Raw genomic sequence first — 18690 nt, 5'->3', positions numbered from 1 at the left:
CAAATGCCCTTAACTTAATGGCAGTGGGTACTGTATAGATGTCTTGCCTTTTTCTAATCAGTAAAATAGAGGTGTTTGGTGAGAAAATTTAAGGTTTTTATAATAATTTCTTTATTTGTTATTCATTCTTCCTGCTTATTTGCCTTGAATAAACAGGGAAATTCATTAAAAAACTTCAAATTATCACATACTCATATTGATAGTCTTATCTCTCATTCCAACGGAGTTAATTACAATTTATATATCCATCTCCCCCCAAATTATGAGAGTAACAATAAGCATTATTCTGTTATTTATTTACTTGATGCTGATTACAGCTTTTTATTAGCAAAACAAATTATTGGACATTTATCAGAAAGGAAACGCCTTGATGAGTACATTATAGTTGGGATCGCTTATCCTGATTTTGAATATAAAAAAAATAGAACAAGGGATTACACGCCTAGCCATGTAAAAAATGGCGGGTACGGCCCAGAATATCAGCAGTATTCAGGCGGTGCTTCAAAGTTTTATCAGTTTATACATAGAGAGCTGATGCCATACATGGCAAGTCATTATCAAACAAATAAAAACTCTACCTTTGTTGGTCATTCTTTTGGTGGACTATTTGGTATCTATCTATTATTAAATCACCCTGAAACCTTTAATAATTATATCGTTGTTAGCCCTTCACTTTGGTACGATAATCATTTACTTTTAAAAGCAGCTAAAAACAAACAAACTTTTTCTGTAAAAAAGCCTATTCAATTGATGATTTTTATCGGAGAGAATGAGAATAAAGGTGATTATAGGATGGTTGACGATGTAAAAGATTTGAATGTCATTATCAACCAAAAATCGCATCCAAATTTGAGAAGTACTTTGAATATAATCCCGCAGATGGATCATGATACTGTATTCCCTAGTGCTTTAACGTTAGGGCTTATGTCTAACCGTTCTTAAATTGAGGCAATTGAGCCTGAATCGCCCCTCATCCGTCGCTTCGCGCCACCTTCTCCCCTAAGGGGAGAAGGGAGAAATAAGAACATTAGGAGAGAGAATGCTGTTTAAAAGTGAAAATATTCCTACTATTAAGGTTGTGCTCATTGGTGATTCAGAGCAAAAGAAAAATTTCAGAGGTGAATGCATTAAGCAGAGCCCTTCTAATCAACCACCTGCAATTGGTTTAGACTTCATCATAGTGCCTGGAAAATCTGAGAAACTAAATTTTCAAATTTGGGGTACAGGTGGTCAAGAACGTTTTCAGACCTTAAGCGAGGGTTATTATAAAAATAGCGATATCTTTATTCACTTTGATAATGCTAATAATTACGCTAATCATGCTGAGAGAATAAAAAAGTATAAAATCAATGTGTTTGAGTTTAATTTATACAATCTAGGGCCTATTGAGTTTCTAGGTCAATTAGAAGAGTCTCTTATAAACTACCCTAGCTTAAAGGCAGGGGCCATAAATCAGGCCATTACAATTCAAAAAGGACTCCTTGATAAAGACTCCCCGCTATCCCAATTGCCTAAAGAGATCTCCTATGTCATCGCTGCAAAGCTATTTAATCAATATGCTTTTTTTGCCTATCCATTGCGGCTTGCTAGGGAAGGTTTGGCAGTACAAGAACCTCTACTAGAGTCAAGTACAGCACGTCTTTAGATGTCTGGGGAGAAGGGAAAAATCGAGGTGCTCTGCAATCTTCTATACTTGAATCAAAGATATAATGACAAACAAAGGAATTTCTCAAGGAGCCAGGGGTATTAGATGAACATCTTAGATCTAAAAACATTCCTTAAAGTAATTGAGTACCGCTCTACTCTCTTAGCTTCAAAACATATGCATGCTTCGCAGCCAACGATAAGCAGGCGCATCAAAAAAATAGAGCAAGAAGTAGGAGCGCAACTCCTTTTTAGTAATCATTTAGGTCTAGAGTTAACTGAGAAGGGCAAAGCTTTTCTTCCCTATTTTCGACAGCTAGTAAATATTTATAATGAAATGATGAAGGCTGAGCACAATGACCGAAAAAGTCAGCCTAAATTAAATATTAATGTCGGGGTTAATCCCTATGTTTCCTTCTCAGTATTGCCTGAATTTATCAACCACATGCATGAGCATCACCCGGAGTATTTTATAGTAAGCAAAATTGCTCCGGGTAAAGATCGTCGGATCAATTTAGAAAATGGCAATTTTGACCTCGTTATCTTACCTAAAGCGGGCGATAGTTCTGTTGACAGTATAAGCACCACCGCTTTATGGCAAGAAAAAATCTTACCCGTTGTTTCCGTAAATCATCCTCTTGCCAAGCAAGACTCGCCTATTTCTCTAGCTGAATTAGTCAAATATGATGCGATTTTGCTAGGAGGCCAAAGCTTATTGCGCCAAAATTTTGACGCCCTGGTCGCACAGAAGGGACTTTCACTGAAAATCGCTGCGGAAGTAAATACTATATATAACAATATTAAAATGATTGAGTTTGGCAAGAGTTGGGGCTTGATTAATGAACGTCTGCTGAATGAACAACTTAGAATAGTTCAGCTTAGTGATTTCTCAATGGACCTTGAGTTTCACGCTTATTATCAAAAAAAACGGAGTGAGGAGCGTTTGATTTGGATGTTTGTTGAACATTTAAAAAAATGGCTCCACAACTCACCTGATTTCAGAAAGTATTTGATTAAAACGAAGAGTTTATCAATTCAAAATGATTCTTAACATAGCCCGTCATCCCGAACATAGTGAGGGATCTCCGGGATTAGCACTCTACTACACTCAGGAGATGTCTCTCTACGTTCGACATGACGTAGGTTTTGGGAGCACAGCGAAGGATGACAGAATGTGGAGCGTGACTTATTACTCAGCACTAGCTACAACTTGCAGCTTGGTTGTATTAACTCTACTATTTAATCAATACTTAAAATTAAATATTTCCGTTCAGAGTGTATGTTGAAAGTTTGGATTTGAGCACAGATTGCAACTAATGCAGACTTTCGGTGACTAGAACGTGAACGCTTAGAATTAAATTTATAAAATGGATGAATACCAATTAATCTATATCAGCTCTTTAGACCCTGGCTCTAATAGCCGAGAGTTCAATGAGATTTTTGAACAGCTTAGCGCTTATTCCTTAGAACATAATCTCAGTGGCTTTTTATTGTACTCTGAACACTCTTTTCTCCAGATCCTCGAAGGAGAACGTAAAGATATTCATATAGTATTCAATTCCATCTCAAACTATCTAAGGAAAAGTGAGCACTTAATCCTATCTGAAAAACCAATAAAAAGAAGAAACTTTCAAAACAGCTTTATTCGTTTTAAGCAGATTGAGCAATCGGTATTTAATGACTTATACAGACTCAGTTTATTAGGCATCGAAAGTTTCATAAAAAGATTAGTGACTCTTGCGGAAGAATCAACTGCTAAAAAGCCTGCTCAGAGTTCAAAATTTGAGTCTAATATACCGATTAATAATAAGTTTTTTCATTATTCAACAGAGGTTTCTTCTGATGAGGTTTTTTTGATGAACGATGAGTCCCAAATCGTTTATGCAAATAATGCAGCTTGTGAATCATTGGGTTATACCAACGATGAATTGGTTGGGATGTTTGTATGGCAATGGGATCCCTTTTTTCCACAAGAGGTTTGGCCTGCATTTTGGCATGAATTCATCGATAAAAAACAATTACATTTTGAAACGCAGCATAGGAAAAAAACTGGTGAAGTTTTTCCAGTTGAAATTCGTGCGCATTTATTTGTTAAAGACAATGAAAATTATATACTTGCCTTTGTCAATGATATCACTCATCGTAAGAAAACTGAGTCTGAATTACTTGCCCATAAAGTTCATCTCGAGCGAATTATTGAATCAAAAAATGAAGAGCTAAAAAAATCAATTGAACTACTAAAGCTTCATAAAGAATTAGTGGATATTCACAGTAGTCTATGCATCACCGATGCCTCTGGAAAAATAACTTATGTTAACAATCTTTATTGCCAATTAAGTGGCTATACGAGAGATGAGCTCCTTGGACAAAACCACAGAATCCTTAAATCGGGTTTACATGATAAAGCCTTTTATCAAAACCTGTATCAAACGATTGAAGCCGGCCATGTTTGGCGTAGAGAGCTCTGTAATAAAAGAAAGGACGGGAAACTCTATTGGGTTGATGCCACCATTGTTCCAAGAGTTGATGCTAATGGAAATCCTATCGAATACTATTCAATTAAGACCGATATAACATCCCGAAAATACACAGAAATAGCATTAATAGAAAAGGCTGAACAAATTAGGACTATTTTAGAGCTAGCAGGCGATGGGATACACATACTGGATGAAGATGGCAATGTGGTTGAATGTAGCCAATCTTTTGCAGAATCCCTCGGTTATACAAAAGCAGAAGCCTTAAAACTCAATGTAAGAGACTGGGATGCCTGTATACCCGGTGATGAAATGGCAGCCATATTAGAAAAATTATTGGCCTCCCCAGCAACCTTCGAAACGAAGCATAGACGCAAGGATAACTCTATCTTTGATGTTGAAATTAACGCAAAAGGCATTAGTTTAAAGGAGAAAAACTATATTTATGCCTCGTCCAGAGACATTTCAGATCGACTAGAAGAACAAAGAAAAATAAAAAGAATGGCCTCAACTGATCAACTCACTGGACTGGCTAATCGATATAAATTTGTTGAGCATTTTGAACATAACCTTAATTTAGCTCAGCGAGAAAAAGAAAAATTGGTTTTAATCTTGGCGGATCTGAATAAATTCAAAGGAATCAATGACCAATATGGTCATATGACAGGAGATGAGGTACTAAAGCAGGTTGCAGATTTGCTGACTGAAAACTGCAGGCAATACGACCTAGCCGCCAGGATTGGTGGAGACGAGTTTGCTATCTTGCTTATCCATACTGATGCAGCCAGTGCAATCCGATATATTGAAAAAATCTTATTATCCTTGCAAAAACCACTTAAAATCAATGAAGATGAAATCTTCGTTGGATTGAGTTTCGGGATTGCTTTGTATCCTAAGCAGGCGCAAACCATAGTAGATTTATTTAAAAAAGCAGATTTAGCACTTTATAATGCAAAAAATAAAGGCAAATCTGGATATTTCTATTAAGATACATTCCCGTAATAGGTCAGCCCCCACCCCAGACTGGGGTGGGGGTGACCTATTATATATTCCCGCCGTTACAGGAGCATTGAATGAAAACTTTGACTAAAAAAATGCAAGAGGCGATTACGCCTACACTCGCCTTAGAATTATTACAAGAAGGAAACAAACGATTTATCAATAACCTAAAAATTAATCGCAACCTCTTGCAGCAAGCCAACGAAACCTCTGATGGGCAACACCCCTTTGCCATTATTTTGAGCTGTATCGACTCACGTACCTCAGTGGAGTTGATTTTTGATCAGGGTCTAGGCGATGTTTTTAGCGTACGCATTGCAGGATCGATTATCAATGAAGATATCTTAGGTAGTATGGAGTTTGCCTGCAAAGTAGCAGGTGCCAAGATAATAGTCGTTTTAGGTCATTCGAAATGTGGAGCAATAAAAGGTGCTTGTGATCATGTAGAAATGGGTAATTTAACGGCCCTACTATGTAAAATTCAAAATGCTGTTAGTGCCGAAAAAACCGTAACTGAAAATCGTACCTCGACTAACGAGGACTTTGTTGAAAAGGTGACTAGTATCAATATCCATAGAGCCGTCCAGGCTGTTATGGAACGTAGCCCTATCCTGAAAGATCTTATAGAGGCAGGGAAATGCGGAATTATTGGTGGTCATCATGATATCTCAAGCGGTGAGGTTATCTTTTATGAAGACGCTAAATTCGGTTTTCACGCTGAAGCTGAGGACATGGGTTAATTGGTAACAGCCCGATAGCTCTTTATCCTCACAGTAATAAGGTCACCCCCGTTACCAGTCATCCAGAGCGCAGCGAAGGATCTCCTGAATGAGGCACTGTGCTAATCCCGAAGATCCTTCGCTGCGCTCTGGATGACGGAATGCAGAAGTAGAGGGCGCGCGACCTTAAACAAATCGGGTGCAAAACAAAAAAAAGGCAGTTTATGGAAACCTATATCTTTACCTTTAATAACCTAAAAACTTTTAGAAAATATGAGGAGATAATTAAAAGACGAGTTCGAAACTATGGGCTTCCTCCAGACCTAGTCTCCTTTGATAGTAATCAGCTGCAAATGAAATTTAAATTTCTTTCCTTAGCTGAGATCCATTACATTTTTGATTTAGGGCATCCTCCAGGAAAATCAAAGGCGCTACAATTCGCCACTACCACAGGGTCTTACCAAGAAACGCGAGACTATAGAAACTACAGAGAATCCAAAACTGATGAAATAGCCGATACCTTTCAACACTACAAAACTCGTTATAGCCCCCAACAAGCACGCGTTGCGGAAATAGACTTAAAAGAAAACTGGTCCTTGCAGGCTATTGCGGAATTCCTAGAGGCCTCCAATGAAGAACTACCTTCAGATTGGCTTATTTCCGAAGATCATGCTGCCTTCGAACCTAAGAAAATAATTATTAGTAGTATCGATTTCTTAAGAGAGCACAAAGGTATTCTATTACTGGAGCACTTATGTTTTGAGTCTATGCAAGCAGAGCTTGATGCATCTTTGAAGCGACTCCAAGTCTCTGCTGCTTTGAAAAAATATCTAAACAGCCTGGATCAATCCTTTTATCGGCCAAACAAGAATGGAGAAGGTCCCTTTTATCAACTTGTTAACCAATTAATTACTAATGGCATTAAAGTGGTAGCACTAGACTCTCAAATAACCTATGCAGCTACACCCAATCCTAATGGGCGTGAGGGCATTTCAGCCGAACGCCGCATGGCAAATATCGAATGGAAAAAAAGAAGAGATACTATTCGAGAGGCATTTCCAGATAGTTTAATCCTATCTTTAGTTGGGGACGCGCATACAAGCCAAATTAGTTCTGGGCATGATGATGGTATTATGCAATACAATGAATTAATCGGTGGTCTTCACCTTCCAATTCGATATGGTCAATGCCGGTCTTTATACTTACAACCTGTACAGCCCTCTTTCAACATCGTTGGTCCAGAATCCAGCAGCTTCCTCTTATCATCCTTAGAATATCAAAAATACTCCATCTTCTTTGCATTAATTGAACAGCTAATTTTTACCAATCTAAAAAATGATACCCAGGAAGAGGCTAAGTTTGATATTTTGAATTATCAAAATATTGATAAAGATGAATTTAGTCTTGGTCGAATGCCAGCAACACTGCTCCCTACCTTTCTGCAAACCTTCAGTTTAGTCCCCGACGAAATAACTACTCTACCCTCTAAATATAAGGGTCCGTTTAACAATGACTGCTATCTAAAAGTGATAATCAAAAAAGAGGCTTTGCAAAAAATACTTTCTATGGACATCGAGAGTATTTACCTGAGCTCTAAAAACTTTGTATCTAATTTGCAAGATAGACTTAAGGGCCAAGAGAATGTGCATAAGGCCTCCCATAGTCTAGGTTCTCAGCAGAGAGCATCTTCGCAAAAAAAGGAAGATTTAAGACAACCCACTTTGCTAAGCAATACTAGTTCTAGTAATAATGAAGAACCTGCCCAAGCAGCAGTAAACACCGAAGAAAGGAAAAAACATAAAAATAGAATGCATCGTTTTTGGTCATGCCTTAGCTCTAATAATCGACCCGAGTCCGAAGAAGATAAAGAAGAACAAAGACAGGGTTTAATTAAAACGACCGCTTTATGAGCTGGCTTGTTGAAAATAGGAATTGGTGAATTATTTTGAATGATGAAAAAAGCGCAAATCCAGAGGAAATCCTAAAGCTCTTGTATCATACTTCCTCGCCATCCTATTTTAGGTTGCTTCCAAAAAAAGCGTTACAGCCGTCCTTATTGAAAGCGATTGAAGAAATCGATGATCTAAATATACTCTTCCATTTTATTCCGCTTTTGTTTGTTAAAAATCAACAGGTTAGCGAGATTGCAAGACAGAAAATTAGCGAATTATTAGAGTGCTTTCCTCTTAGTCGCCTATCAGGTTTGGATGAAAAAATACGCAAGCTTTATTACTCTAATTACTTTAAGGTCGCCGAAAAATATTGGTTTGATTTGAGCCCACATCTCTTAGATGAACTTAGCTGCGATTCTATGAAGAATTTAGCCGCTATAAAAATTCTATGTTGCCATCCTAATGGCTTTATTCGCTCAAATGCGATTAAGTCCCTGGTAAATCTAAGCCTTATAGATGCCTTGCCATTCCTCATTTTGCGAGCCAACGACTGGGTCGATGAGATAAGAAAATTTTGCTCTGCCACTTTGTTTAATCTCATAGATAATAATAAGGCTTCTCTGTTAATTGAAAACCTCCCTTTGATAAAACAACTGAAAAACAAGGGAAGATATGATCAAATTAAATTAATCCAGAAGATAGAATCAGCCTTGATAACTGATTGCCAAGCTGTGCTTTTTGAGACGCTTGAAAGTCGAGAAACCATCGTTTCTCGTTATGCCTTTTCTATTCTTGAAAACTCCAAAAAACTAATAGAAAAATTATTGTCAGAAACGATAAACAACAAAGATATTATTATCAAGTTTAGTGCTTTTAATCTTGCAAAAAACGAATTAAATTCCGAACAGTTTTTTGTTTACTTAGTCAAATTATGCAATGATAAATTCATGCCTATTCGCAAAAAAGTACTTTATGAAATGATAGAGCTCTACCCTAAGCAAGCAATAGGATTTTTAGAAAAAGGGTTATTAGATCGCAGCTACTCTATCAGAAGTTTATGCCGATTTTATCTTAAGCAAAGAGGTATTCATGCATTCACAAGTTATTATATTAATGCCTTAAACAACCAGGAAATCACAGCCACCCTATTAGTTGGGCTAAGTGAATCTGGCAATAAAACAGACTTTGAGCTTATTCGATCATTTATGGGGACAAAGAACCCTAGTTTGCAAGCCGCCATCATTGTTGCAGCATTCAAAATGAAGCCTGATGATTGGGAAAATATTATAAAAAACCTACTAGAAAACCCGAGCCCCCTAATATTGAAAACCTTTGTAAATTGCATGACAGTCTTTCCAGAAAGTTATTCTCTTACTGAACTCATAGAGCTTGTTTACAGAAGGAAGGTTCCCTTGTATGTTCATTATTTTTTAAAAATAATTTCCTGCCTTAGCTATGATAGATGGATAGTCTTAAATTTTATACTTGATGAACTAATTCTCATTGAAGGCGATGAAACTAAATTATTATTTGAGAAATATCTTGTTCAGTGGATAAATCATAACTCCCCTAATAAGAATTTTGTGCATTTATCAGTAGAAGAGTCTGTAATAACCAGTGATAAGCTCTCTAAAATTATTGCAATGAATCCAACACATTTAATTTATCAGAACTTAAAGGCAAATATTAAAAACTTTCTTAGTCCCTAGCCTTGATGCAACGCAGCATAATCAAGGTTTTCCTTAGATAAGGATAATTATCAACCAAACTTTTGCGGGTTGGATTTTGGTGAATTTTAAATAAAACCTTGATTACGCTATGCTGCATCAAGGCTACATTCAATCCATGCAACAATCTAATAATTATCAGTAATTACGGCTGACAAGCCCAATACTCTCCAATTTGTTTGCATTCAAAATCACCTTATGGCAACTTTTATTGACCTACTGTTATTAAGGCATAAAAGAAAATCATATGGATAAACATCTTTTGCTTGGTATTTCATCCTGCTTGCTTGGTGAAAAGGTTCGTTTTGATGGTGGACATAAACGAGATAATTTTATTTGTGATTTTTTGGCGAATTATGTCGATTTTTTGCCTATCTGCCCTGAGGTTGCTATTGGTTTAGGAGTTCCTCGCCCCGCACTTCATTTGCGAGGTAACTGTGAACATCCCAGGCTTGTTGAAGCAAAGGATAGCAGCCGAGATTACACGAGCAATATGGTTGAATTTTCTATTCAATGCATGAAGGGGCTCAATGAGATATGCGGATATATTTTAAAGAGCAAATCGCCTTCATGCGGTTTGAAGAATGTCAAGGTTTACCAGGACGAAGGACAACGACCTCTTGCAGGGCTAGGATTATATGCGCGAGTTCTTAAACAAACCTTTCCCAATTTACCTATTGAAGAAGAAGGACGGCTTAATGATCCCCGGCTTCGCGAGAATTTTGTCGAGCGTATCTTTATTTATAATGAGTGGAAAAACCTAGTAAAAACTGGGCTAGATGCGAGTAAATTAGTTGAGTTTCATACTCGTCATAAGCTTACTCTCTTAGCGCATTCGCCCTCCATCTATAAAGTTTTAGGGAAAATGCTTAGTAATATAAAACTGCATAACTTAGAGCAACTCAATGAGGCTTATATTAGTATTTTTATGCGAGGCATGAGTTGTCTTGCTACGCCTAAAAAGCATGCTAATGTACTTCAACATTGTCTTGGTTATTTCAAGAAGCAGTTAGATTCGCTTGATAAACAAGAGCTAGTCCAATCAATCGATAATTATCGTTCTGGTTTACTTCCGCTAATAGTTCCTGTTACTTTATTTAAACATCATTTAAATCGTTATCAGCAACCCTATTTAAGTATTCAGAGCTATCTTGATCCTTATCCTCAAGAATTAATGCTGCGTAACCACATTTAGAATAAAAGGATACTATGACTACTGCGCTTATATGGTTTCGCCAAGATTTAAGGTTGGTAGATAATCCTGCGTTTATTGAGGCTTGCTCTCAGCATCAATTTGTAATTCCCCTCTATATTTATGATAAGCAAAACAGTGTATTAGGTGCAGCGCAAGCATGGTGGCTTCATCATAGCCTCATTGCTTTGCGTAATTCTTTATCTAATCAAGGATTAGATCTTGTCTTGCGCAAAGGGAATCCCTTAGAAATTATTTTAGACTTAGTTAAACGACTGTCTGTGGAATCAGTCTATTGGAACCGCTGTTATGAGCCACTGGTCATTGAACGTGATAAAAAGATCAAAGCGGCCTTACTGGAAAGTGGGATTAACGTTCAGAGTACCAATGGAAGTTTACTTCATGAGCCCTGGACTATTAAAAACAAAAGCGGTGATTTTTTTAAGGTGTTCACTCCTTACTGGAAACAATGTACACAGATTCTTCATATTCCATCGCCAATGCATTTGGCGAGTCGCCCCAAAGGCATTGCAATTCAAAGCGATGAGATTCAGCAATGGGGGTTATTACCAAGTCTTAATTGGGCTGCACGATTTCCTGAGTTTTGGAGCCCAGGAGAAGAAGGGGCGCAAAAGAAACTTAATGAGTTTATTGATTATCATCTTAAGGGTTATAAGAAAAATAGAGACTTCCCAGCAAAAAACGCGACCTCAAGGCTATCACCACATTTGCACTTTGGTGAAATCAGCCCATGGATGATTTTAAGGGCTGTTGAGATAGCCAAATTAGATCCCAGCTGTGATTTAGCATCAGCTCAGCATTTCATCTCAGAATTAGGGTGGAGAGAGTTCTCCGTTTATTTGCTCTATCATTTTCCAAAGCTTGCATCTGAAAATTTTAGAAAAGAATTTGATGGCTTTCCCTGGCGAAATGATGAGCATTTCTTAGCTTGTTGGCAAAAAGGACTGACTGGCTACCCAATAATCGATGCGGGGATGAGGGAGTTATGGGCTACAGGTTATATGCATAACCGTGTTCGCATGATTGTTGCCTCATTTCTTACTAAGGGAGGGCTAATTAATTGGCGTTTGGGAGCAGATTGGTTTTTAGACACGCTAGTTGATGCGGATTTAGCAAATAACAGCGCGAGTTGGCAATGGGTAGCAGGATCTGGCGCAGACGCGGCACCCTATTTCCGTATTTTCAATCCTGTCTTACAAAGTCAAAAATTTGATTCTGAGGGTACTTATATTCGTCAGTGGGTTCCCGAGCTTGCTAAATTAAAGGGGCAATCCATACATGCTCCTTGGGAGGATGGGGATTCTAGCCAGGTTTATTTGAATAAAACATATCCTAGACCGATTGTTAACCATCAGGAAGCAAGGGCAAGAGCATTGGCTTGCTATCAGCAACTTCGAAAGTAATAGGTCAGCCCTATCACCCTGATGCAACGCCATCCAGAGCGCAGCGAAGGATCTCCGGGATTAACACTGTGCCACATTCAGGAGATCCTTCGCTGCGCTCTGGATGACGTAGCGCTGAGACAAGGAAGGACGCGACCTATTACATTTTTAATGATTAGGCGTCACAATATTGAACCAAAAATCGAAATTATCGATAAAGCTGAGTAACTGCTTCAATCCCTCTTGATTGCCATCAATTTTCAGCTCTTTGTTTTCTTGTACACTCGCTATTGTTTTTTGTTTCATGATAATTTGATTTAAGGTTTCCCTATCTAGGGTGATTGTTGCGTCAGCCTTATTGACTTGATATCCCTGGATATGGTGCAAGCTACCATTGTTTAGTTCTACGACATATTTTTCATTAATATCAGGGAAGACAAAATTTAAGCTAAGTACCGTGTTAGCTGCCTTTTCGCCATTGAGCTTAACTGCCAGAAAATCAAAGAACAAATCAGTGCTCATCGCTCGAATTGTATCTGCGCTTGCGGTATGGGGTGTTGAAAGTTTTTGTACTCCATTACGTAATTCTTTAGCTCCACTCAGATAAAAATTACGCCAAGGCCCTGATTCAGCTTGATAACCTAATTGTTCTAAGGCATCTGCTTCAAGATTACGTGCTTCTTGGTTCTCTGGTTCAGCAAAAACAACACGATTCATTACCTCTGCAACCCAACGATAATTACCCTGCTCATAGTCTTTTCGAGCTTGTTTTATAATTTTTGTAGCGCCCCCCATGTAGTCAACATATTTTTTGCTTGATTCTACCGGCTCAAGAGGATGCAAGGTTGCCGGATTACCACTAAACCAGCCTAAATATTTTACATAGGTTGCTTTGGTATTATGATTCATCGTTCCGTAATAACCTCTATTTGACCAGTAATGACTTAGGGGCTCTGGAAGTTTCACCTTTTCTGCGATTTCATCCATAGTGAAACCTTGATTTGCATAATGCAAAGTTTGGTCATTGATAAAACGATACATATCCCGCTGTAATTTTAAATGTTTAACAATGTTGTCTTTTTCCCAAACAGGCCAATGGTGGGGTGCAAATAAAACTTGAGCATCATTACCCCAAAGATACATGACTTCATTTAAATATTTTGACCAGGCTAAAGGATTTCTGATTGCGGCGCCCCTTAATGAATAAGTATTATGCAAGGTATGAGTAGAATCTTCCGCAGTACATAGAGCATGATACTCTGGTATGTAAAAGAACATTTCAGAGGGTGCTTCCGAATCAGGCGCCATATGAAAAACAAAATCTAGACCAGCAAGATTTAAATATTGTCCGCTTGTCTTGATGAGATCGGTAGGTGGTATAAGTGATACTGTTCCCGAGGAAGTAGTCATACCCAAACCAGCACCTACCTGCCCTGTTGCTGACATTGGGAGAAGATTTCCATACATGTAACTAGCACGCCTGCTCATCGCATTACCAGCCATCACATTCTCTGCTACAGCCGCTTCTATAAACCCAACTGGCGCAATAATTTTTACCTTCCCTGATTTCACCTCGTCTTCAGAGACAACGCCTTTAACCCCACCATAATGGTCTACATGGCTATGCGTATAAATGACTGCAACAATTGGTTTTGTAGGTCTGTGCTTAAAATATAAATCAAGGGATGCTTTGGCTGTTTCAGTAGAGATAAGCGGATCCATAACGATAATACCTTGGGGTCCTTCAATAAAGGTTATATTGGAAAGATCTGCTGTGCGTACTTGATAGATATGCTCGTGGACTTTAAATAACCCTCCCATCGCAACTAATTGCGCTTGACGCCATAAACTCGGGTTTACCGTGTCTGGAGATGGACTATTTTCTTTTATAAAAGAAAATAGTCCTAAATCCCAGATAACCTCGCCCTCAGCATTTTTAATCACTCCATTATCGGGTAAAGGGGCTATAAATCCTTTAGATGCATTGTTAAACGATTCCTTATCATTAAAGGGGAGTTCAGTTAATAATTGATTATTTAAGGTTTTCGTAGCTACAGAAGCCTCTTTGGGGGATTCACCTGCCTCAGCCACTTGAGAAAAAAAAACCGGAGAAGCGGCTAAAATGCATAAAGCAAGTTTCTTTAATTTCATATCCATCCCTTGATTATGTTGTTATTTAGTTGAATCAGGGTACAGTAAAATATTTATTGCTTAAACCCCTTTGAAAGAACACTCTATTATCTTTTATCTTTGCCGATAACTAGATGGATAAACAATTATTAAGGAGACTAAAATGAGATTGTTACCAAGTATACTCGGTGTTGGGCTTGTGCTGGGTTCCCTTTCTGCCTTTGCGGATGAAACTAAATCCTGTAATGAGCAACAACAAACAAGATGTTCTGAGTTTTGTACAGGACACCAAGGCATGAGCTCTTGCGTTCTCGATGAAACAACGCTATCTGGAACTTGTACCTGCACCGATGGCACATCGCATACCAAGCAGAAATAAAGCACTGTTTTCCTAGGTTTTGCTATCCTTCGCGCACTCTCAAAGGTGTATATCACCAGTGCGCGAAGCTGGCCTACTCAACCCTCATATAAAATTTATCTCCTAGCTTGGAGAGAATTCGCTTGCTGATTAGAAGGCGAGGAAGTATTAGCTCCCTGTACTGAATTATTCTTATTCGCAGCCTCTTCATAAGAAGATAAACAGTTGATACTAGTGTTTTGGCTGGTTTGACTTCTTCCATTGGATAACGATTGGTTATGGGCATTTGAGGCTTGTTGATAGTTTTTATCAATAACAGCATGCATTGGCCTAGAAGAATCTGAGAAACTGATTATCCTATCAGGTTTTACTTGAAAATTTTCTCTTAAACTGTCCATCTTCTGCTGAGTTGTTTCTTTGACTTCTGCAAGTTCCTTATCTAGACTTTCCAATTCACTTTGTAGAGACTGAAGACGCTTTTCAAAAGGAGTAATGTCATGCCACTTATCCCTCCTTTGAGAGAGCTCCTTATGAGCATCCAAGTCTTTCTCGTAAACGCTGATTAATTTTAATAACCCCTCTTTTTTAGCCATTAACTCTTGTCTTTCAATTTCACCATCAAGCTCTATCAAGCTTAGATTTTGATTTAAGAGCTCATTTTCAGCCTTATTCTTTTTGTGTTGCCAGGTATTAGGTTTGTTTACGCGATCATCAGAGTCTAGCAAATGATTAATCTTTTTCTCAGTATGTTTAATATCGCGCTCAAGGTTATGTCGCTCTTTTTTAGTTTTTCAATAGATGTAGACATCTTGGATCCCCCGACTACAGTGCCACAAGTTAAATATAGAACAAAAATCGAACAATTTCTGCGAGGACTTGTATTGACCGCTCATCGGGTACCTTTTTCTTAAAGGAGGTTTTGAGTAACTGACGTTAAATACTTCGAATTACCCCCCCTTCCGTGCGAATTGCAGCACCATTGATTGCAGAAGCTAAAGGACTGCATAAAAAGGTTGTAAGATTAGCGATCTCACTAGGTTCTATTAATCGTTCAAGTAGAGAGCTGGGGCGATTTTCTTTTACAAAGCGTTTTTCAGCCTCTTTAAAGGAAAGCTCAGGAAAAATATCTTTTACAAATTTTTCTACCCCAGGAGTCTTCGTTGGACCTGGCAGAATGGTATTCACAGTCACCTCGGTTCCCTTAGTTAACTCTGCAAGGCTGCGAGAAATGGATAGCTGCATTGTTTTTGTAGCGCTGTAATGAGCCATTTCCGGGGCAGGCGTAATACCTGACTCACTTGATACAAAGAGTATTCTACCAGTATTTTTTTCCAGCATTTTTTTCAGATAATGGCGGCTCAAGCGAACACCACTCATAACATTTACTTCAAATAGCCTTTGCCAGTCCTCATCAGTTTCATCAAAAAAGCCCACGGCTTCATAGATACCAAGGTTGTTTACTAAAATATCAATCTCTGGATAAATAGCTATAGCTAATTTTGAACCCTCCAGTACTGAGTTATCAGCAACCAGCCGTTCAAATTTTCCATTGGGAACAGCCGTTTTTAGTTGCGATATAGCCTTAGAGACATTCTCTTCAGTGCGGCCATTAACGATTACAATTGCGTTCTCCTGTGCAAGTGAACGAGCAATTTCAAAACCAATACCCCCTGTTGAGGCTGTAACAAGAGCCAGTTTGTTATCAAGTTGCAGATTCATTATTATGTCCTTATAAAATTTCAAGCTGTAATAACTATAGACCACCTAGGAATTTCTAATGTCATCTAAACAAAGTACAGTCGATTATATTCTCGAACAAATCACAAGGGCAGGAACAATTCGCGCAAAGAAAATGTTTGGGGAATACGCTATTTACTGTGAGGACAAAGTAGTTGCTTTAGTCTGTGATGATCAACTGTTTGTGAAGCCTACCCAGGCAGGCAAGGCCTTTATTAGTAATTATATTGAAGGGACTCCCTACCCTGGCGCAAAACCCTATTTATTAATTTCAGGAGAAATGTGGGATGAAACTGAGTGGCTAACCGAACTCATTAAAATTACTACCTCAGAGTTACCCTTGCCCAAAAAGAAGGCGCCTAGTCGGAATTGAATGTAGCCTGGATGCAGCGAAGCGAAATCCGGGAAGTCGGATCACTACTGCTCCCGGACTTCGCTTCGCTCTGAGGAATCCTGGCATTTTTTTAAACAGAAAGCATGTGCCATATAAGATCTCTCCGTTCTTTTGTGTGTCATTCCCGCGTAGGCGGGAAACCATTTCTCAAAGTGGTTCCTCACTTTGTTTGCACGATGGTTTCCCGCCTACGCGGGAACGACACACATATAAGTCAAAGTAACTGATTAATGTTCACATAGGTATCTAAATGATACTTTGATTAAAAAAATGTCAGGATCACTCAGCGCTTCGCTGCATCCAGGCTACGGATTTTGTTAAAAAAGTGAGCAGCAACGGATGTTTATAACTATCGTTTCTGTATTATCTTCCACTGAGTTGCCACCCTCTTTAGTTTGAGCCGGCAAATTACTGTTTTCATTTGACTGTTTTGGACTAAAAAAAGTTGCAGTTCCATTATCAACACTGGATGCTCTTGAGCGACTTTTCTCAACAGGCTCATCTTGACGGGACTCACAGGAACCAGAACTGTTCTCGGTAAAGTTAGTTTTTTCCTGCATCTGATTATCCTATTTATTTAAAACTGAAGGGCTTCAAATGTTAATGTAGAAATTTAATTCAATCAATATGGGCCCCTAAGCTTATTGGTTGCCAAAGCCATCTCTGATTGTGTAGTATCAATTTTTACTTCTGGTCAGCTATAAATGAACAGCCTCAAATCACGTTTATTGGCAAATACTTCCCTTAAAACAGAGGTATTAGCAGGTATAACAACCTTTCTAACGATGGTTTATATTGCCTTCGTCAACCCCTCGATTTTGCATGAAGCCGGTATGGATCAGGGCGCAGTTTTCACTGCAACCTGCCTGGTTACCGCCTTTGCCTGCGCCCTCACCGGACTTCTGGCTAATACGCCAATAGGGGTTGCTCCGGGCATGGCGCTTAATATTTATTTTACCTATTCAGTTGTCCAAGGGTCGGGGATTGCCTGGCAACAGGCCTTAGCAATGGTTTTTATTTCAGGCTTACTGTTTTTATTTTTGAGTTTAACCCGCCTGCGTCGTTTGTTGATTGAAGCGATTCCCCATAACTTGCAAATCGCCATCTTGATTGGCATAAGCTTATTGATTGCGCTAATCGCCCTACAGACCAATCAGATCATCATAAGTGATAACCATACCCTAATGCGCTTAGGCCAGTTAGCAAGACCTGAAACCTGCCTATTCTTTCTAGGTTTTTTGCTGATCCTTGTTCTCGATTATTACAAAGTACCTGCTGCAATAATTTTAGGCATCCTAACTATAAGTATTTTGAGTCTAGTGTTTGGACTTACAAGCTGGAAAGGCTTGATAGCGCTACCGCCCTCATTAGAGCCAACCTTGTTTAAACTGAATTTTTCCCAACTGGACCTAGTGCCTGCGCTGAAAGCAACCTTCACTTTCTTCCTTATCGCAGTCTTCGATGCAACCGGCACGCTCATTGGCCTCTTAAACCCCACCCTCTTTCCACATTCCAGTGAATACAAGCAGACTTTAAGTAAAAGCTTAACTGCCGATGCTGCTGCTTCTGCCTTGGCCGGTTTATTAGGAACAGCAAGTACCTCACCTTACATCGAATCTGCTGCTGGTATCCAAGCTGGCGGCCGCACGGGTTTAAGTGCCTTAGTCATTGCCTTAGGCTTTATTTTAATGTTGTTTTTCTTTCCACTCGCACAAATGATCCCCAACTATGCCGTAGGTCCGGCTTTACTTTATGTTGCTTGCTGTATGATGAAACATCTAGGGGAATTAAAACTTGAAAATATTGGCGAAACTGCACCAGCTATGCTAACCATCATGCTAATTCCTTTCACAGCTTCAATAGCGAACGGCATTGGCGGGGGCCTTATCCTCTATACCCTGCTCAAGTTATTTGCAGGTCAGCGGGTCAATTCTCTCCTTGTTAGTTTAAGTTTGGTTTTTATGGTTTTCTTTGTAATCAGCTAGGAAGGAAAACCTTAATCACTCAGCGCTGCGCTGTAT

16 protein-coding genes are annotated in these 18690 nt (G+C 38.8%); 12 read left to right on the top strand and 4 right to left on the bottom strand.

Annotated features, from left to right (window positions below; translation table 11 throughout):
* Positions 1-78 precede the first annotated feature (78 nt).
* The 9 genes from BN1094_RS13410 (at position 79) to BN1094_RS13370 (ending at position 12071) form a co-directional block, all read left to right on the top strand.
* Positions 79-942, top strand: a complete 864-nt coding sequence (locus BN1094_RS13410) for an alpha/beta hydrolase (RefSeq protein WP_245614331.1) — start codon at positions 79-81, stop codon at positions 940-942.
* A 97-nt stretch (positions 943-1039) separates the two neighbouring features.
* Positions 1040-1645 carry a P-loop NTPase family protein gene (locus tag BN1094_RS13405; RefSeq protein WP_044011602.1) on the top strand — a complete coding sequence of 202 codons (606 nt, stop codon included), beginning with the start codon at positions 1040-1042 and terminating at the stop codon, positions 1643-1645.
* Positions 1646-1750: 105 nt separating this feature from the next.
* Positions 1751-2695, top strand: coding sequence for a LysR family transcriptional regulator (locus BN1094_RS13400; RefSeq protein ID WP_044011601.1), 945 nt, complete (start codon positions 1751-1753; stop codon positions 2693-2695).
* Between the two features lie 316 nt (positions 2696-3011).
* The gene (locus BN1094_RS13395) at positions 3012-5105 is read left to right on the top strand and encodes a PAS domain S-box protein (RefSeq protein ID WP_044011600.1); all 2094 of its coding nucleotides are present in this window, start codon (positions 3012-3014) and stop codon (positions 5103-5105) included.
* An 86-nt stretch (positions 5106-5191) separates the two neighbouring features.
* Positions 5192-5857, top strand: coding sequence for a carbonic anhydrase family protein (locus BN1094_RS13390; protein WP_044011599.1), 666 nt, complete (start codon positions 5192-5194; stop codon positions 5855-5857).
* Between the two features lie 203 nt (positions 5858-6060).
* The gene (locus BN1094_RS13385) at positions 6061-7746 is read left to right on the top strand and encodes a TraB/GumN family protein (RefSeq protein WP_044011598.1); all 1686 of its coding nucleotides are present in this window, start codon (positions 6061-6063) and stop codon (positions 7744-7746) included.
* A 35-nt stretch (positions 7747-7781) separates the two neighbouring features.
* The gene (locus tag BN1094_RS13380; protein WP_044011596.1) at positions 7782-9437 is read left to right on the top strand and encodes a hypothetical protein; all 1656 of its coding nucleotides are present in this window, start codon (positions 7782-7784) and stop codon (positions 9435-9437) included.
* A gap of 265 nt (positions 9438-9702) precedes the next feature.
* A complete protein-coding gene (locus BN1094_RS13375) occupies positions 9703-10650 on the top strand; it encodes a YbgA family protein (protein ID WP_044011595.1) in 948 nt (315 codons plus the stop codon).
* A gap of 14 nt (positions 10651-10664) precedes the next feature.
* Complete coding sequence (locus tag BN1094_RS13370) at positions 10665-12071, top strand: cryptochrome/photolyase family protein (protein WP_044011594.1); 1407 nt, start codon at positions 10665-10667, stop codon at positions 12069-12071.
* A 147-nt stretch (positions 12072-12218) separates the two neighbouring features.
* Here the strand turns inward: BN1094_RS13370 and BN1094_RS13365 are convergent, their stop codons facing one another.
* On the bottom strand, positions 12219-14201 hold the full coding sequence (locus BN1094_RS13365) for an alkyl/aryl-sulfatase (RefSeq protein WP_044011593.1): 1983 nt from the start codon (positions 14199-14201) through the stop codon (positions 12219-12221).
* A 142-nt stretch (positions 14202-14343) separates the two neighbouring features.
* Here BN1094_RS13365 and BN1094_RS13360 point away from each other — a divergent pair, with 142 nt between their 5' ends.
* A complete protein-coding gene (locus BN1094_RS13360; protein WP_044011592.1) occupies positions 14344-14559 on the top strand; it encodes a hypothetical protein in 216 nt (71 codons plus the stop codon).
* A 95-nt stretch (positions 14560-14654) separates the two neighbouring features.
* On the opposite strand, the gene BN1094_RS13355 is transcribed toward BN1094_RS13360, so the two are convergent.
* Both BN1094_RS13355 and BN1094_RS13350 read right to left on the bottom strand, forming a co-directional pair.
* A complete protein-coding gene (locus tag BN1094_RS13355; protein ID WP_044011591.1) occupies positions 14655-15263 on the bottom strand; it encodes a hypothetical protein in 609 nt (202 codons plus the stop codon).
* Between the two features lie 208 nt (positions 15264-15471).
* Positions 15472-16257, bottom strand: a complete 786-nt coding sequence (locus BN1094_RS13350; RefSeq protein WP_044011590.1) for an SDR family NAD(P)-dependent oxidoreductase — start codon at positions 16255-16257, stop codon at positions 15472-15474.
* Positions 16258-16315: 58 nt separating this feature from the next.
* Here BN1094_RS13350 and BN1094_RS13345 point away from each other — a divergent pair, with 58 nt between their 5' ends.
* Positions 16316-16648, top strand: coding sequence for a TfoX/Sxy family protein (locus BN1094_RS13345; RefSeq protein WP_044011589.1), 333 nt, complete (start codon positions 16316-16318; stop codon positions 16646-16648).
* Between the two features lie 338 nt (positions 16649-16986).
* Here BN1094_RS13345 and BN1094_RS13340 read toward each other — a convergent pair whose 3' ends face one another.
* Positions 16987-17229: a hypothetical protein gene (locus BN1094_RS13340; protein ID WP_044011588.1), complete on the bottom strand. Its 243-nt coding sequence runs from the start codon at positions 17227-17229 to the stop codon at positions 16987-16989.
* A 144-nt stretch (positions 17230-17373) separates the two neighbouring features.
* Here BN1094_RS13340 and BN1094_RS13335 point away from each other — a divergent pair, with 144 nt between their 5' ends.
* Positions 17374-18654, top strand: coding sequence for an NCS2 family permease (locus BN1094_RS13335; RefSeq protein WP_044011587.1), 1281 nt, complete (start codon positions 17374-17376; stop codon positions 18652-18654).
* Positions 18655-18690: the final 36 nt, after the last annotated feature.

Source organism: Legionella massiliensis, assembly GCF_000756815.1.
In the GTDB taxonomy this organism is placed as follows: Bacteria; Pseudomonadota; Gammaproteobacteria; order Legionellales; family Legionellaceae; genus Tatlockia; species Tatlockia massiliensis.
This window is presented reverse-complemented; position numbering and strand designations above follow the sequence as displayed.

Coding starts and splice junctions, on each gene's coding strand:
- BN1094_RS13340 (WP_044011588.1), bottom strand. CDS start 17,229: ATGCAGGAAAAAACTAACTTTACCGAGAACAGTTCTGGTTCCTGTGAG.
- BN1094_RS13335 (WP_044011587.1), top strand. CDS start 17,374: ATGAACAGCCTCAAATCACGTTTATTGGCAAATACTTCCCTTAAAACA.
- BN1094_RS13385 (WP_044011598.1), top strand. CDS start 6,061: ATGGAAACCTATATCTTTACCTTTAATAACCTAAAAACTTTTAGAAAA.
- BN1094_RS13370 (WP_044011594.1), top strand. CDS start 10,665: ATGACTACTGCGCTTATATGGTTTCGCCAAGATTTAAGGTTGGTAGAT.
- BN1094_RS13365 (WP_044011593.1), bottom strand. CDS start 14,201: ATGAAATTAAAGAAACTTGCTTTATGCATTTTAGCCGCTTCTCCGGTT.
- BN1094_RS13395 (WP_044011600.1), top strand. CDS start 3,012: ATGGATGAATACCAATTAATCTATATCAGCTCTTTAGACCCTGGCTCT.
- BN1094_RS13405 (WP_044011602.1), top strand. CDS start 1,040: ATGCTGTTTAAAAGTGAAAATATTCCTACTATTAAGGTTGTGCTCATT.
- BN1094_RS13390 (WP_044011599.1), top strand. CDS start 5,192: ATGAAAACTTTGACTAAAAAAATGCAAGAGGCGATTACGCCTACACTC.
- BN1094_RS13400 (WP_044011601.1), top strand. CDS start 1,751: ATGAACATCTTAGATCTAAAAACATTCCTTAAAGTAATTGAGTACCGC.
- BN1094_RS13375 (WP_044011595.1), top strand. CDS start 9,703: ATGGATAAACATCTTTTGCTTGGTATTTCATCCTGCTTGCTTGGTGAA.
- BN1094_RS13350 (WP_044011590.1), bottom strand. CDS start 16,257: ATGAATCTGCAACTTGATAACAAACTGGCTCTTGTTACAGCCTCAACA.
- BN1094_RS13360 (WP_044011592.1), top strand. CDS start 14,344: ATGAGATTGTTACCAAGTATACTCGGTGTTGGGCTTGTGCTGGGTTCC.
- BN1094_RS13345 (WP_044011589.1), top strand. CDS start 16,316: ATGTCATCTAAACAAAGTACAGTCGATTATATTCTCGAACAAATCACA.